Annotated in this window: 13 protein-coding genes and 1 tRNA gene; 8 read left to right on the top strand and 6 right to left on the bottom strand. The window is 77.3% G+C overall.

What is annotated here, in order from left to right:
* Positions 1-56 precede the first annotated feature (56 nt).
* Positions 57-551, top strand: a complete 495-nt coding sequence (locus tag A2CP1_RS12095) for a deoxycytidylate deaminase (protein ID WP_011420608.1) — start codon at positions 57-59, stop codon at positions 549-551.
* Here A2CP1_RS12095 and A2CP1_RS12090 read toward each other — a convergent pair.
* Positions 529-1,773 carry a CapA family protein gene (locus A2CP1_RS12090; RefSeq protein WP_245529769.1) on the bottom strand — a complete coding sequence of 415 codons (1,245 nt, stop codon included), beginning with the start codon at positions 1,771-1,773 and terminating at the stop codon, positions 529-531. The genes A2CP1_RS12095 and A2CP1_RS12090 overlap by 23 nt on opposite strands.
* A gap of 334 nt (positions 1,774-2,107) precedes the next feature.
* On the opposite strand from A2CP1_RS12090, the gene A2CP1_RS12085 reads away from it, so the two are divergent.
* Positions 2,108-3,031 (top strand): histidine kinase dimerization/phospho-acceptor domain-containing protein, encoded by a 924-nt coding sequence (locus A2CP1_RS12085; RefSeq protein WP_012633545.1) that lies wholly within the window; start codon positions 2,108-2,110, stop codon positions 3,029-3,031.
* Positions 3,028-4,437 carry a sigma-54-dependent transcriptional regulator gene (locus A2CP1_RS12080; protein ID WP_012633544.1) on the top strand — a complete coding sequence of 470 codons (1,410 nt, stop codon included), beginning with the start codon at positions 3,028-3,030 and terminating at the stop codon, positions 4,435-4,437. Before A2CP1_RS12085 ends, A2CP1_RS12080 begins: the two co-directional genes overlap by 4 nt.
* On the opposite strand, the gene A2CP1_RS12075 is transcribed toward A2CP1_RS12080, so the two are convergent.
* Complete coding sequence (locus A2CP1_RS12075; RefSeq protein ID WP_012633543.1) at positions 4,434-5,738, bottom strand: diguanylate cyclase; 1,305 nt, start codon at positions 5,736-5,738, stop codon at positions 4,434-4,436. The two genes, A2CP1_RS12080 and A2CP1_RS12075, sit on opposite strands and share 4 nt — an antisense overlap.
* Positions 5,739-6,021: 283 nt before the next feature.
* Between A2CP1_RS12075 and uxx1 the strand changes: the two genes are divergently transcribed.
* Positions 6,022-6,237, top strand: coding sequence for a UXX-star selenoprotein family 1 (uxx1, locus tag A2CP1_RS12070; protein WP_012633542.1), 216 nt, complete (start codon positions 6,022-6,024; stop codon positions 6,235-6,237).
* 58 nt (positions 6,238-6,295) lie between these two features.
* On the opposite strand, the gene A2CP1_RS12065 is transcribed toward uxx1, so the two are convergent.
* Both A2CP1_RS12065 and A2CP1_RS12060 read right to left on the bottom strand, forming a co-directional pair.
* Positions 6,296-7,021: a tetratricopeptide repeat protein gene (locus tag A2CP1_RS12065; RefSeq protein WP_012633541.1), complete on the bottom strand. Its 726-nt coding sequence runs from the start codon at positions 7,019-7,021 to the stop codon at positions 6,296-6,298.
* Positions 7,022-7,121: 100 nt separating this feature from the next.
* Positions 7,122-7,205, bottom strand: a tRNA-Leu gene (locus tag A2CP1_RS12060).
* A gap of 124 nt (positions 7,206-7,329) precedes the next feature.
* Between A2CP1_RS12060 and A2CP1_RS12055 the strand changes: the two genes are divergently transcribed.
* The 3 genes from A2CP1_RS12055 to A2CP1_RS12045 are packed head-to-tail and all read left to right on the top strand — an operon-like array spanning position 7,330 to position 10,560.
* Positions 7,330-7,692: a hypothetical protein gene (locus tag A2CP1_RS12055; protein ID WP_012526327.1), complete on the top strand. Its 363-nt coding sequence runs from the start codon at positions 7,330-7,332 to the stop codon at positions 7,690-7,692.
* Positions 7,693-7,717: 25 nt separating this feature from the next.
* Positions 7,718-8,995 (top strand): periplasmic substrate-binding domain-containing protein, encoded by a 1,278-nt coding sequence (locus tag A2CP1_RS12050; protein WP_012633540.1) that lies wholly within the window; start codon positions 7,718-7,720, stop codon positions 8,993-8,995.
* The gene (locus A2CP1_RS12045) at positions 8,992-10,560 is read left to right on the top strand and encodes a sensor histidine kinase (protein ID WP_012633539.1); all 1,569 of its coding nucleotides are present in this window, start codon (positions 8,992-8,994) and stop codon (positions 10,558-10,560) included. Before A2CP1_RS12050 ends, A2CP1_RS12045 begins: the two co-directional genes overlap by 4 nt.
* A gap of 51 nt (positions 10,561-10,611) precedes the next feature.
* Here A2CP1_RS12045 and A2CP1_RS12040 read toward each other — a convergent pair whose 3' ends face one another.
* On the bottom strand, positions 10,612-10,941 hold the full coding sequence (locus tag A2CP1_RS12040; RefSeq protein WP_012633538.1) for an FmdB family zinc ribbon protein: 330 nt from the start codon (positions 10,939-10,941) through the stop codon (positions 10,612-10,614).
* Positions 10,942-10,981: 40 nt separating this feature from the next.
* Entirely contained in the window at positions 10,982-12,823 is a 1,842-nt protein-coding gene (locus A2CP1_RS22820) for a helix-turn-helix domain-containing protein (protein WP_012633537.1), read from the bottom strand.
* A gap of 83 nt (positions 12,824-12,906) precedes the next feature.
* On the opposite strand from A2CP1_RS22820, the gene A2CP1_RS12030 reads away from it, so the two are divergent.
* On the top strand, positions 12,907-13,515 hold the full coding sequence (locus tag A2CP1_RS12030) for a hypothetical protein (protein ID WP_012633536.1): 609 nt from the start codon (positions 12,907-12,909) through the stop codon (positions 13,513-13,515).
* Positions 13,516-13,604: the final 89 nt, after the last annotated feature.

Genomic DNA, 13,604 nt, shown 5'->3' with positions numbered 1-13,604 from the left:
GGGCGCCCGGCGTCGGCCCCGTGGGGTAGGATGACCGACCGCACCAGGGAGGACGGATGGACAACCGCGTGAGCTGGGACGAGTACTTCATGAACGTGGCGCGCGTCGTCGCCACCCGCGCCACCTGCGATCGCAAGCACGTCGGTGCGGTGCTGGTGCGCGACAAGACCATCCTCTCCACCGGCTACAACGGCTCGATCCGCGGGCTGCCCCACTGCAGCGAGGCCGGCCACATGATGGAGGACGGCCACTGCGTGGCGACTGTCCACGCCGAGGCGAACGCCATCATCCAGGCGGCCAAGAACGGCGTCGCCATCGAGGGCGCCAGCATCTACACCACCGCCTCGCCCTGCTGGCCCTGCTTCAAGCTCATCGCGAACGCCGGCTGCCGCCGCATCGTGTTCGGCGAGTTCTACCGGGACGCGCGCATCTTCGAGTTCGCGCAGCGGCTCGGGATCGAGCTCGTCGAGCTGAAGGTGCCGGCGCGGCCCGACGTGCAGCCGCCGGACACCGGCGTCCCGCACCCGGTCACGGCGCGGCGGACGGAGTAGCCGGCGCGGGGCCCGGCGCGCGGGCCGACGGCGCTGGCGCGGGCGCGGACGGCGCTGGCGCGTCCGTGCCGGCCAGCTCGGCCGGGCCGAGCGTGCGGAGCAGGTCTTCCCCCATCACCCCGGCCACCGCGGCGCGCCGGGCGAGGTACAGCTCCTCGCGGCGGCGGAGCGCCACGTACCGGGTGCGCTCCCCGTCGGGCAGCGGGTCCGGGAGCGCGGCCAGCTCGGCGCGCACCGACGCCAGCGCCCGGTCCACGGCCACCACCCGGATGGCCGGGCGGCGGGCGGGCTCCTTGCGCCGGTCGATCTCCACCGTGTCGTTCTCGGTCCAGAGCGGCAGGTAGTCGGCCCCGGCGACCTCCACCTCCTCCACGCCGCGGCCGTAGTCGCGGCGCGCGAGGGACACGCGCAGCAGGGCGCCGTCGCGGGTGGCGGCCACCGCGTCGGGCGTCACCCCGGCGACGTAGTTGCGCGACTGGTTGGAGACGAAGTTCCCGAGCGAGTAGGCGATCACGGCGGTGCGGCCGTCGGCGCGCCGGTACAGCTCCACGGGCTGGAGCACGTGGGGGTGGTGGCCGAGCACCACCAGCGCGCCCGCGTCGGCGAGCCGGTGCGCCAGGTCCACCTCGTCGGCGCGCGGCGCCTGCTGGTACTCGACGCCCCAGTGCACCGACACGATCACCGCGTCGGCGGACGCCGCGGCGGCGCGCACGTCCTCCACCATGCGGGCGCGGTCGACCTCGGCCACCTGCTCGCAGCGGGCGGCCGCGGGCGGGCAGGCGTTGCCGTCCTGGTTCAGGCCATAGGTGTAGCCGAGGAACGCGAGCGCGAGGCCGTTGCGCTCGATGCGCACCGGGCCGGCCGCGCGCGGCGCGGGCCCGGCGCCCACGTACGGGAGGCCGGCGGCGCGGAGCCAGCGCAGGGTCTCCTCGAAGCCGCGGCGGCCCTGGTCCATGGCGTGGTTGTTCGCGACCGCGACGAGGTCCACGCCGGCGCGCTGGAGCGCCGCGATCACCGCGGGCGGCGCGTTGAACACGAAGGCGCGCGACCCCTGCGACGCCTGCGGCGCGATGGGCGTCTCCAGGTTCGCGAAGGTGAGGTCGGCGGCGCCGAGCAGGTCGGCGACCGGCGCGAACAGCCACGCGTAGCCCGCGTCCGGCGCGTCGGCGCGGCGCGCCTCGGCCGCGCGCTTCACCGCGTCGTGCATGAGCACGTCGCCCACCGCGGCGAGCGTGACGCGCGCCTCGCTCCGGACCGGTGGAGCGACCGCTGGCGCGACGGCGACCGCGTGGGGTTTGGAAGGCAGCGCACCCGCGACCGGCGCGCCGCCCGCTGCCGCCGGGGACGCCGCCGGGGTGGACGGGCCGGTGGCGGAGGGGCGCGGCACCGCCGCACATCCCGCGAGTAAACAGAGGGTTACGACCGGCGCGGCGCGCCGGAGGCCGACAGTCGAGGTCACGCAACCTCCGTTAGCAGGCTATCCTCCCAGCAGGCTTGAAAAAAGCGGAGTTCGTACGCATCTCACGCCCACCCGTGGGGCCGCAGCAAGCGAGCGTATGCACACCTACCTTTCAGCAGGCGCAGCCTTCGTCGACCCGGACGGAACGGTGATCGCGGCCGACCCCGGGTTCCTGGCGGGGCTCGGGCTGGACGGCGGCGACCCCACCGGCGCGCTGCGGGCGCGGGCGGAGGGCAGCCCGGCGCTGCGCGCGCTCCTCGCGGGCGAGGGGCCGTCGCGGGCACGCCTGGAAGGGGCGGACGGCGCGCGCGCCGTGGAGCTGGAGCGCGTCCCGGCGAAGGCGGGGGTCCTGCTGCTGGTCCGGCCGGCGGACGGTCAGGAGTGGATGGAGCACGCGGCGCGCTCGGAGGGGCTGACCCGGATCGCGGCCGGCGTGGCGCACGACATCAAGAACCCGCTCAACGCGATGGCGCTGCAGCTCGCGCTGCTCACCGAGAAGCTCTCTGCCTCGCCGGAGGCGAGCGGGGCCGCGGCCTCGCACCTCGGCGCGCTGCGCGACCAGGTGGTCCGGGTGAACGAGGTGCTGCGGCGCCTGGTGGACGTCGCCGATCCGTCCGCGCCGCTCGGCTACACCGACGTGGGCGCGCTGCTCGCCGACGCGGCCAGCCTGCTCGGCCACGACGCCCGCCGGCGGCGCGTCGCGCTCACGGTGGACGCGCACGGCGGCGCGGTGCGCACCGTGGCCGACGCCGCGCGCGTGGGGCGGCTGCTGCTCGGGGCGCTCGCGCGCGCGGTGGCCACGACGCCGGAGGGCGGCCGCCTGGTCGTCCGGGCTGCCGCGGAGGGGGAGTGGGCGGTGGTGCGCCTGGAGCAGGCCCCGGGTGATCCCGCGCCCGAGGGCGGGTATTACAGCGAGGTGGCCGCCGCCGCGGCGGAGGCGCTGGGCGGCCGCCAGGAAGTCATCCGCGAAGGCGGCGAGCAGCGGACGGTGCTGCGCCTGCCGAGGAACGAACGCTCATGAGATACCGCGTCCTCATCGTGGACGACGAGACCGACAGCCGCGAGGCGCTGGCGGAGCTCACCCAGCGCTGGGGCTACGACGTCCAGACCGCCAGCGACGGCACCGAGGCGCTCCGCCGCGCCATCGAGGGCCACCCCGACGTCATCCTCACCGATCTGGTGATGCCGAACATGGACGGCCTGTGGCTCCTGCGCGCGCTGCGCGCCGAGCTGCCCGACTGCCCGGTGGTGCTGCTCACCGGTCGCGGCACCATCCAGACCGCGGTGCAGGCCATCCGCGAGGGCGCGTTCGACTTCATCGAGAAGCCGCTGGAGGTGCCGCGCCTGCGCCTCGTGCTGGAGCGGGCGCTCGAGAAGAAGGAGACGATGCGAGAGGTGCAGCTGCTCCGCAGGCGCATCGCCGCGCTCGCCCCCGGCACCGACATGATCGGCTCCGGGCCCGCCATGCAGCGGGTGTTCGAGCTGGTGAAGAAGGTGTCCCCCTCGAACGCCAGCGTGGTGATCGCGGGGGAGAGCGGCACCGGCAAGGAGGTGGTGGCGCGCGCCATCCACAACCTGTCGCCGCGCAAGGACAAGCCGTTCGTGGCGCTGAACTGCTCGGCCATCCCGGCCACGCTGATCGAGTCCGAGCTGTTCGGCTACGAGCGCGGCGCGTTCACCGGCGCCGACCAGCGGCGGCTCGGGAACTTCGAGCTGGCCCACAACGGGACGCTGTTCCTGGACGAGATCGGCGAGCTGCCGCTCGAGCTGCAGGCCAAGTTCCTGCGCGTGCTGGAGGAGCGGAAGATCCGGCGGCTGGGCGGGCGCTCCGAGGTCGAGGTGGACGTGCGGGTGATCTGCGCCACCAACCGCGACCTGAAGGAGGAGATCCGCCGCGGCCGCTTCCGCGAGGATCTCTACTTCCGGCTGCACGTCTTCAGCATCCTGCTCCCCACGCTGAAGGAGCGGCGCGAGGACGTCCCGCTGCTCGTCCACCACTTCATCGAGAAGTTCAACGCCGAGACCGGCAAGCGCGTGCAGGGCGTCTCGCCCGCTGCCATGGCGGTCCTGCAGGGCTACGCCTGGCCCGGCAACATCCGCGAGCTCCGGAACACGGTCGAGCGGGCGATGATCCTGGTGGACGGCGAGGTGATCGGCGAGGAGCAGCTCCCGCCCGACATGCCGGCCAGCCGTCCCGAGGCCGCCACGCTGCGCGTGCCGCTCGGCCTGCACATCGACAAGGTCGAGAAGGAGTACATCCTCGCCTCGTTGCAGCGGAACGGCGGCAACAAGGCGCGCACCGCCGAGATCCTCGGGATCAGCGAGAAGACGCTCTACAACAAGCTGAACCGCTACGCGGCCGAGGCCCGGTCGCGCGGCGAGGCGTCGGAGGGCGATCCCGCCGCGGCGGGAGGCGCGAAGGCCTAGCCGGCGCTGGCCGAGGCGTGGGGCTCGGTGGCCGCGAGCGCCACCCGCCCGCGCCCGGCCCGCTTCGCCACGTACAGCGCCGCGTCGGCCGCGCGCACCAGGGCTTCCGCGCCCCCGTCGTCGCCGTCCTCGTCCGGCAGGCAGGCCACGCCGAAGGAGGCGCCCAGCGGGACCCGCTCCCCGGACACCTCCAGCACGGTCTCGTGCAGGCGCGTGCAGACGCGCTCGGCGAACACGTGCCCCTCCTCGCCGGTGGTGTGCGGGAGCAGGAGCACGAACTCGTCGCCGCCGTAGCGCGCGCCGAAGTCGGTCTCGCGCAGCTCCTCCCGGATCACCGCCGCCACGGCGGCGATGGCGCGGTCGCCGGCGGCGTGGCCCAGCGCGTCGTTGATGGGCTTCAGGTTGTCCATGTCCGCCATGACGCAGGTGAGCGGCGTCCGGTAGCGGCGGGCCCGCTTCACCTCCTCGTCCACCCGGGCGCGGAACGCGCGCAGGTTCGCGAGGCCGGTGAGCGCGTCGGTCTGGGCGAGCTCCCGGAGCGCGATCTGGGAGCGGACCAGGCGCAGCGTCCGCTCCACCCGCGCGCGCAGCTCGCGCTCGGAGAACGGCTTCTGGAGGTAGTCGACCGCGCCGAGATCGAGGCTGCGCACCTTCACCGCGTCGTCGCCGCGCCCCGACACGAAGATCACCGGGATGTCGGCCGTGGCCGGGTCCTGGCGGAGCCGCTGCAGCACCTCGAAGCCGTCCAGCCGCGGCATGCCGATGTCGAGCAGCACCAGGTCCGGGTGCTCGGCGCGGGCGAGGTCCAGCGCCTCCTGGCCGTCGGAGGCGGACGCGACCTCGTACTCGGGCGCGAGCACCTGCGACAGCACCTCGCGGGCGTCGGGCTCGTCGTCGGCCACCAGCAGGAGCGGGCGCTCGCCGCGGCGCCTCGGGGCCGCGTGGCCCTCGGCGGCCTCGGGCGAGCGGGCGCGATCCAGCTCGTCGGCGAGCTCGAGCAGCCGGCGCACCTGCTCGGCGCGGGCGGGCCCGCCGTCGGGCTCGAGCAGGCGGGCCGCGGCCCGAAGCTCGTCCGCGGCGGTGGCCACGAGCGCGTCGCGCCGCGCCGCCGACTCGGCCAGATGGCGCTGGGCATCGGCGAGCTCGGCCACCGCGGCCGGCAGCGCGGCCCGGAGCGCGCGCGCGATCTCGGCGGGCGCGCCGCCCCCCGCCGCCGCGAGCGCGTCCGCGAGGCGCGCCAGCGCGTCGGAGGCGGGGACGTCGGAGGGCGGGCCCTCGGGGTGTCCGTTCACGGAGCTCATGCGGCAACCGGGGATCCCCTTGAATCTAGGGGGGCCGCCGTCGCCCAGCAGTCGGCCTTCCGGGCAGCCTTCGGGCGCTCGCCCGGGCAGCAGCCCCGCCCGAGCCCATCCGGCGCCCGCCCGCCCGTCCCGCCGCGGCGCACCCCCGCCGGCCAGCGTACTGCGCCCGGCACACGGCGGCCACGCGCGCCCCCCGAGGGGCTGCGCAGGCGAGCGCATCGCACGGCGGCCCGGGGCCGCTGCGCCGGGAGGAGGGCTATCCTCCGGGGACGGAGGCGCGGCGATGGCGGACGTGGTCGAGATCTACGGCAAGGACGCGTGCCCCTACACGGCGGCGGCGCGCCGGGAGTACGCGACGCGCGGGCTCGAGGTGCGGTACTTCGACGTGCTGCGGGATCGCGCCGCGATGGCCCGCTTCCTCGAGCTCTCCGGCGGTGAGCGCCAGGTGCCGCTCATCGTGGAGCGGGGCCGGGTGAGCAGCGGCTTCGGCGGGAGCTGAGGCGTGTGAAGGCTCCCGGTCGGGAGCCCGGAGCGGCCGGAACGCCGGCCGACGCCCTTCACCGTCCGTAGATGGCGCGGCGTCCGCCGCGGAAGCCCGGGCCGGCGAACTGCGGGGGCGGGGCCTCCAGGTGGAACTGGAACCACTGCTCCTCGTACAGCTTGCCGAGCTTCAGCTTCTTGCCGTTCTGCAGCGCCTGCAGCGAGGACTTCAGCTTCTCGTCCGACGCGTTCGCCGCCACCGCGCGCCCCAGCACCGCGATGGCCTGCGCGTGGTCCCCCTCCTTCTCGAGGATCCACGCCCACGCCGACCAGAGGACGCCCTCCTTCTTGCTCACCTTGGTGGCGTCCTGGAAGACCTTCTTCATGCCGTCGAGGTCGCGCTTGCGATAGAGCGCGACGGCCAGCATGCCGCGCGCGATCCAGTTGCGCGAGAAGCTCTTCCTCAGGTGGGGCAGCGCCGCGTCGAAGTCGCGGCGCAGGTAGTGGAGGATCCCGATGTTCGAGTGCAGCTGGGAGGCGACCAGGAACTGCCAGGGCGCCAGCGCGAACCCGGTCTCCAGCGTCTGGATGGCCTTGTCGAACTTCTGGGCCTGCACCTCGCGCTGCATGGCGTCGAAGAGCGCCTCGAGCCGCTTCCACGTCCGGCGGGCGAGCACGAGGTAGGCGGCGGTCGCGACGACCATGCCGGGCAGGATGGCGGCCGCCCAGCCGAACTCCGTGCCGAAGCGGATCGCCGCGGCGACGGCGACGCCGAGCGCCAGGCTGATGACGAGGTTCCACATTGCGGAGATCCCTGGGGATTGGGTGCCGCTACCCGATACACGCGCGCGGCCCCCCGCCGCAAGCGAAAACGGGCCGGCGGCGGGGAGCGGCGCGACGGTTTGGCCCTCCCCGGACTCGAACCGGGACGGGGGGTCGCCCCGCTCGATTTTGAGTCGAGCGCGTCTACCATTCCGCCAGAGGGCCGCGAACTGGGGGCAAGCTATCAGAAAACTGGAATTGGCGCATGCCGTGGCGGCTATACTGGATGCACCCCCCAGATTGAGCTCGGCGCAAACCCGAGCAATCGATCGCCACAAGGAGACGCAACATGGCCCGCCGTCCAGCCCAGGATTCGATCGACAGCATCGTGCGGGAGGCGATGGACGGCGTGGTCCGCCGCGCCTCGGTCGCCATCGCGCGCGCGGTGGCGGACCTCGCGGCCGCGCAGCTCTCCGAGCAGCTCGAGGTCGGGGTGGCGAGGGCCGGCCGCCGGCGGCCGCGCGCCGCGATCGCCGCCCGCACCACGCGCCCGCGCGGCGACATCTCGCGCTGGGCCGCGGATCGCCGCGCGCGCCGGGTCCCCAACTTCGTCATCGAGCTGACCGGGTTGAAGACGAAGAAGCAGATCGTGCAGAAGTACGGCGATGGCGTGGTGTTCGAGAAGGGCAAGCCCGCGCCCAAGCCCCGGTAGCGGCCCGGCGGCTCCCCGGCGCGCGGTGCGCGGCGCGCTCGCCATCCTCGTGGCCGCGCTCGCGGCGGCCTGCGCGCGGCCGGCGCCGGAGCGCCCGTTCGTGCTGCGGCTCGCCGTGGTCGGGCGCTTCTCGCCGCTCGATCCGCTCGGGAGCGAGGGGCACGCCATGCTGGCCCATGACCTCGTGTACCAGGGCGCGCTCGCGCCCGGGGCGGACGGCACGCCGCGCCCCGGCGTCGCGCGGGTGGTGGAGCGGCGCGGTGCGGGGCGCTGCCGGCTGCGGGTCGAGCCGGCGGCGGCGTTCTCCGACGGCGCGCCGGTGACGCCGGAGGACCTGGCCCGCTCGGCGCGCGCCGCAGGGCTCGAGGCCGAGGTCGCGCCGGACGGCACCGTGACGGTCTCGTCCGGGCGGCGGCCGGTGGAGGGCGCGCTGCTCTTCACCGCGGTGTTCCGCGCCGGCGCGCGGGGCGCGCTGGGCACCGGCCCGTACCGGATGGTGGAGCAGTCCGCGGATCGCATGGTCCTCGAGCGCGTGCGCCCGTCGCCGCGCCGCATCGCGCGGGTGGAGGTCCTCGGCTTTCCCAGCGAGCGCGACGCGCTCGCGCGCCTGCTGCGCGGCGACGTGAACGCGATGATCGGGCTGGACCGGCGCTCCATGGACCTGCTTCAGGACGTCCCGGGGCTGCGGCCGGTCCGCTCGCCAGGCCCGCACGCGTGGACGGTGATCCTGAACGAGCGGCGGCTGGGCGGCGCGCAGCGACGGCGGCTGCAGGCGGCGCTGCCGGCCGCGGAGCTGGCCGCCGCGGTCTGCGGCGCGGAGGCGGCCTCGGGCGCGCCCCCGGCCGCCGAGCGGCCGGCGCAGGAGATCCCGCCGGGCGCGCCGCTCCGGATCCTGGTCGTGGGCGAGGGCGTGGGCGAGCGCCGCGGCGCCCTGGCGCTGCGGCGGGCGCTCGGCCGCCGCGGGGGCGAGATCGTCCCGTTCGATCCGGGCGCCGGCGTGGCGGAGCAGATCGCCGGGGCGGACCTGGTGCTGACGCGCCAGGTGGTGTGGCCGCCCATCGCGGTGGCCCAGGTGTGGGCGGCGGGCGCGCCGTTCGCGGCCGCCGGGTACCGCGACGCCGAGCTCGAGGCCGCCATCGCGCGGGGCGACGCCGACGCCGCCGTCCGCCGCCTGCGCGAGGACGGCCCGGCCGTGAGCCTGTGCCGGACCACGCGCGCCGGCGCGGTGGACGCGCGGATCCGCGGGGCGGTCTTCGGCTGGGGCGCGCTCGACACGCTGCCGGACTGGGAGGTCGCGCCGTGACGCGCGAGAAGGTGGCGGCGCGCCTGATCGTCATGCTGGCGCTCACCGGCGTCGCGCCGATCGTGGCGCTCGGGGCGGTCGGCATCGAGGCGATGCGCCGGCACACCGAGGCGTCCACCATCGCGACCATGCAGGAGCTGGCGCGCCAGGCCGCCGAGCGGATCGACGCGTACCTCGCGGCGCAGGAGGAGGCCCTGCGGGTCGGCGCCGCCGCGTCGGTCGCCGACGCGCACTCGGGCCAGCGGCTGGAGGAGCTGGTGCTGGAGGCGCCCGGCCTGGGCCGGGTGGTGCGCGTGGGGCCGGAGACGCCGCCGTCGGCGCTGCCCGAGCGGATCACGCCGGCGCTGGCCGCCCGCGCGCGGGCCGGGTCGCCGGTGCGCTCCTCCTTCTACCTCGCGCGCGATCTCACCCCGGCCCAGGACCTGTGCGTGCCGGCGCCGAGCCAGCCGGACGTGGCGGTCTGCGCCAGCCTGGATCTGCTGGAGCTGTGGCGCTTCGTGGGGCGCGTCCACGGCGGCGGCGCGGGGACCGTCCTCGCGTTCGACGAGTCGGGCCGGCTGGTCGCGTCCGGCGCGGGCGCGCTGCGCGCGGCCGTGCTCACCGGCGAGCGGGTGCCGGAGGCCGAGGTGGCGGTCCGGGTCGCCCGCGGCGAAGGCACCGCGCCGACGCACTGGGTGGGGCTGGACGGCGACGAGCTGCTGGGCGGCTGGGCACGGCTGCCGCGCTCCGGCTGGGCGGTGGCGGTGGCGCGGCCCGCCGGCGAGGCGGCGCGGGCCGCCCGGACCGCGCAGTGGGCGCTCGCCGCCGTGGTCCTGGCGGCGCTCGCGCTCTCGCTCGCGGTGGGGCTGGCGCAGTCGAAGCGCGTGCTCGCCGAGCTCGAGCGCGAGGAGCGCTGGCGCACCGCCGGCCGCATCGCGGCGGGCGTGACGCACGACCTCGGGCATCGGGTCGCCATCCTGCAGCAGCTCGCCGGGCTCGCCGAGGAAGGGCGCAGCGAGGCGCTGCCGCGGCTCCGGGACGGGCTGCGCGCGGAGGTGGCGGCGCTGCGCGCGTTCGTGGCCGACTTCTCCGACCTCTCGCGCGACGTGCGCGCGGCGGAGCGCCGCCCGCTGGAGCTCGGCGCCTTCGCGGCCAGCCTGGTCCGCACCGCGGGGCCGCACGCCGGCCGCGACGGTCTGACGCTCGCGCTCGACGCGGGCGCGCAGGCCTGGATCCGCGCCGACCGGCACCTGCTGGAGCGCGCCGCGCTGAACCTCGTCTGGAACGCCTGCGAGGCGTCGCCGGCCGGAGCCGAGGTGCGGCTGCGCGCGGCGGTCGAAGGCGGGCGCGGGCTGCTGTCGGTGGCGGATCGCGGCGCCGGCATGCCCCCGGAGCGGCTCGCCTCGCTGTTCGACCTCGGCTCGACCAAGCGCGGGGCCGGCCACCTCGGGCTCGGGCTCGCGAACGTGAAGCGGATCGTGGAGGGGCTCGGCGGGGCGGTGGAGGTGGCGAGCGCCGAGGGCGCCGGGACCACGTTCACGCTCTCCTTCCCGGCGATCGCGCCGCCGCTCGACGAGGAGGGCTAGGCGGCCAGCGGGGCGCCCATCACGGAACGTGAATCCCCGGCGCGCGCCGGCTCAGGACGTCGCGCCGCCCTTGCCCGCACCGGGGGCCGCGGGTGCTGCGGGCGTCGCGGAAGGCGCCGCCTTGGCCGGGGCCGCCGCCGGGGCCGCGCCGCCGTCGCCGGCGGGTGCCGCCTGGCCGGCGGGCGCCGGCTTCGACTTCGCCGACGCGTACAGATCGGAGTACCAGCCGCCGCCCTTGAGCTGGAACGTGGTGCGCGAGACCAGGCGGGCCAGCTTGCCGGCGCCGCACTCCGGGCAGGCGGCGGGCGCCGGGTCCGACATCTTCTGCATCACCTCGGTGATCCGGCCGCACGCCTCGCAGACGAACTCGTAGATGGGCACGCCGGGATCCTAGCGGCGCCGAGCGGCGCCGGTCAAAGCGTCACCGGCCGTGCCGCCCGCCGGGGCGCGGGCCGCGAGGGGGCCGGGAGGTGCCGGCGCCCGGCTTGCGGGGTCCGGGCCGGGCGGGCCCACCGGGCCGGCCGGAACCCGAAGGCCGGCCGGGGCCGGTAGGCCGGCCGAAGCCGCCGGGCCGGCCGGGGCCACCAGGCCGGCCGGGGCCACCGGGCCGGCCGGAGGCACCGGGCCTGCCGGAGCCACCGGGCCTGCCGGAGCCACCGGGCCGGCCGGGGCCACCGGGCCGGCCGAAGCCACCGGGCCGGCCGAAGCCACCGGGCCGGCCGGGGCCACCGGGCCGGCCGGAGTCGCCGGCCCGGCCGGAGCCGGTAGGCCGGCCGAAGCCGCCGGGCCGGCCGGGGCCACCGGGGCGTGCGAAGCCACCGGGCCGGCCGGTGCCACCGGGCCGGCCGGGGCCGGTAGGCCGGCCGAAGCCGCCGGGCCGGCCGGGGCCACCGGGGCGTGCGAAGCCACCAGGCCGGCCGGGACCGGAGCGGGCAGGGCGGGGGCTCGCGCCGGCCGCTGGCGAGCCCTCGCCGCCGCCTGCGCCGGGGCGCGCGGGGCCGGGACCAGGTCCGGCGCCGCGGCGATCCGGGGTCCGCGGGCGCCAGGGCTGCGGACCCGCCGGGCGTCCGGCGCCGGTGCGAGCGGGGCGGTCGCCGGTCCGGGGCGGCCGCCCGCCGCGCTCCGGCGGGCGGCCGGTGCCGGGCGTACGGCGGCGCGGGGGTCGCTCACCGCTGGCCCCGCGCGGCGCGCGGTCGGCGCGCTCGGGTCGGGCGAAGCGGCGACCGGGCCACTCGGGCGCCGACGCGTCGCCGGCCGGTCCGAGCTCGAGACCGAGGCGCGCCCCCAGGGCGTCCACCCCGGCGCGATCCAGCGAGAGGCTGGCGCCGAGCGCGGACCGGAGCGGTCCGCCCGAGGCGCGCAGCGCGCGCAGGTGCTCCGGAAGCCGGGCGCGCAGGTCGGCCTCGAACTCGGGCAGCAGGCCGAGGTCGGCGAGCCGCGGCTCGTCGGCGAGCAGCAGGCGCACGCGCTCGGTGAGCGTGGCCCGGGCGCGCAGCTCGGCGCGGCGCTCGTCGCGCACGCGCTCCGCCTCGCGCTCCGCGCCGGCGCGCGCCAGGGCGGTGCGCAGCCCGGCCGCGTCGAGGCCGAGGCGCTCGGCGGCGCGGGCGAGCACGCCGCCGGCGGCGCGGACCGCGTGGAGCAGCTCGTCCCGCTCGCGGCGGGCGAACGCGTGCGCCATGCCGTGAAGGTCGAGCAGGGCGCCGAGGTCGGCGTCATCCACCGGCGCGCCATCGGCCCTCCGCCATCCGGCGGCGAGGGCTCCGACGATGGCGTGACGCCGCGCCCCGTGGCGGCGCACCAGCCGCTCCAGCTCGCCGCGGCCGGCCGGGAGCTGCAGCTCGTCGAGGAGCGGCAGGGCAGGGGCGGGGGTGGCCTCGGGCTCGGCGGCGCGATCGCGCGCGCGGCGCACCACCAGCTTCGCCTTCTTCGCGGCGCCCTTGCGGCGCGCGGTCGCCGCGGGCGCGCGGCCGGGCGCCGCACCGGCGGGCGCGCTGGCCGGCGGCTCCTCGTCGCGCCGGTACATCCCGCCGCGGTCGCGCTCCGCCGCGACGTCGGCGGGGGTCCCCCGGGCCAGGTCCGCGAGGGCCTGCGGCCCCAGCGGCCGCGCGGGGGGCGGGTCGGCGAGCAGCGCCTTCACCATGAGCAGCTCGTCCCAGCTCAGCGCGCCCAGCGCACGGCGGATCTCCGCCGGGCGCGCCTGCCGCCCGGCCTCCGCGCACCAGCGCGCCACCCGCTCCAGCAGCTCGTCGTCGAGGTCGGCCATCGCGACGCGGAACGTTGCCGACGGGGCCTCCGGAGTCAAGGATCACGTTGCCGGGGGCACGTCCGCGTGGTTCACTCCGGCGCATGTCACCTGCTGCGCCGAACGGCGCGCGCGTCCCGGCGTTCGTGCGCGCCCTCCGGTGGATCCTCTACGCGCTGCTGCTCGCCGCCGCCGCCCTCACGCTGGCGGGCCTCCCCGAGCTGCAGCGCGCGGTCGCGGCCGGGCACTGGCCGCGCGCCACCCTCGCCATCCCGCCCGCGCTCGTGGCGGTGTTCATCGCCGGCTACGCCACCTACCGCTTCGCGCTGGTCCGCGCCGGCCGGTACCCGGCCGGCAAGGCCCTGGTGCAGCTGGGACTGATGGTGCTGATGGTCGCGGTCATCGCCGGGATCGCGCTGGAGCGCGGGCAGGCGACGCCGGACGCGCCGGTGGACCTGGCCCGCGCGCTCGCCTCGGCCGACCCGGACGCCCGGGCCATGGCGGCGGAGCTGGCACGGCACCGCCCGCGCGAGGTCTCCGAGCGCCTGGTGCCGGGGCTGGTGGAGCTGGCGGCGGATCCGGTGCCGGAGGTGCGGCGGCAGGCGCGCGCCAGCCTCGCGGCGCTGGCGGGCGAGGACGCCGGCGGGGACGGCCCGGACGCGCCGGCGCGCTGGCGGGCGTTCTGGCGCGCGCGGGGGCTGATCCGGCGCTAGGCGCGGACCGGAGCAGGCACACGGTCTGGGGCTTGTGTCCGGTGCCGTGGTCTGATATTGAGAACCATTATCAACATGAACACCGAACG

The sequence above is a fragment of the Anaeromyxobacter dehalogenans 2CP-1 genome, assembly GCF_000022145.1.
GTDB lineage: Bacteria > Myxococcota > Myxococcia > Myxococcales > Anaeromyxobacteraceae > Anaeromyxobacter > Anaeromyxobacter dehalogenans.
Note: the sequence above shows the minus strand (reverse complement) of the source record. Positions and strands in the feature narration are given on the sequence as shown.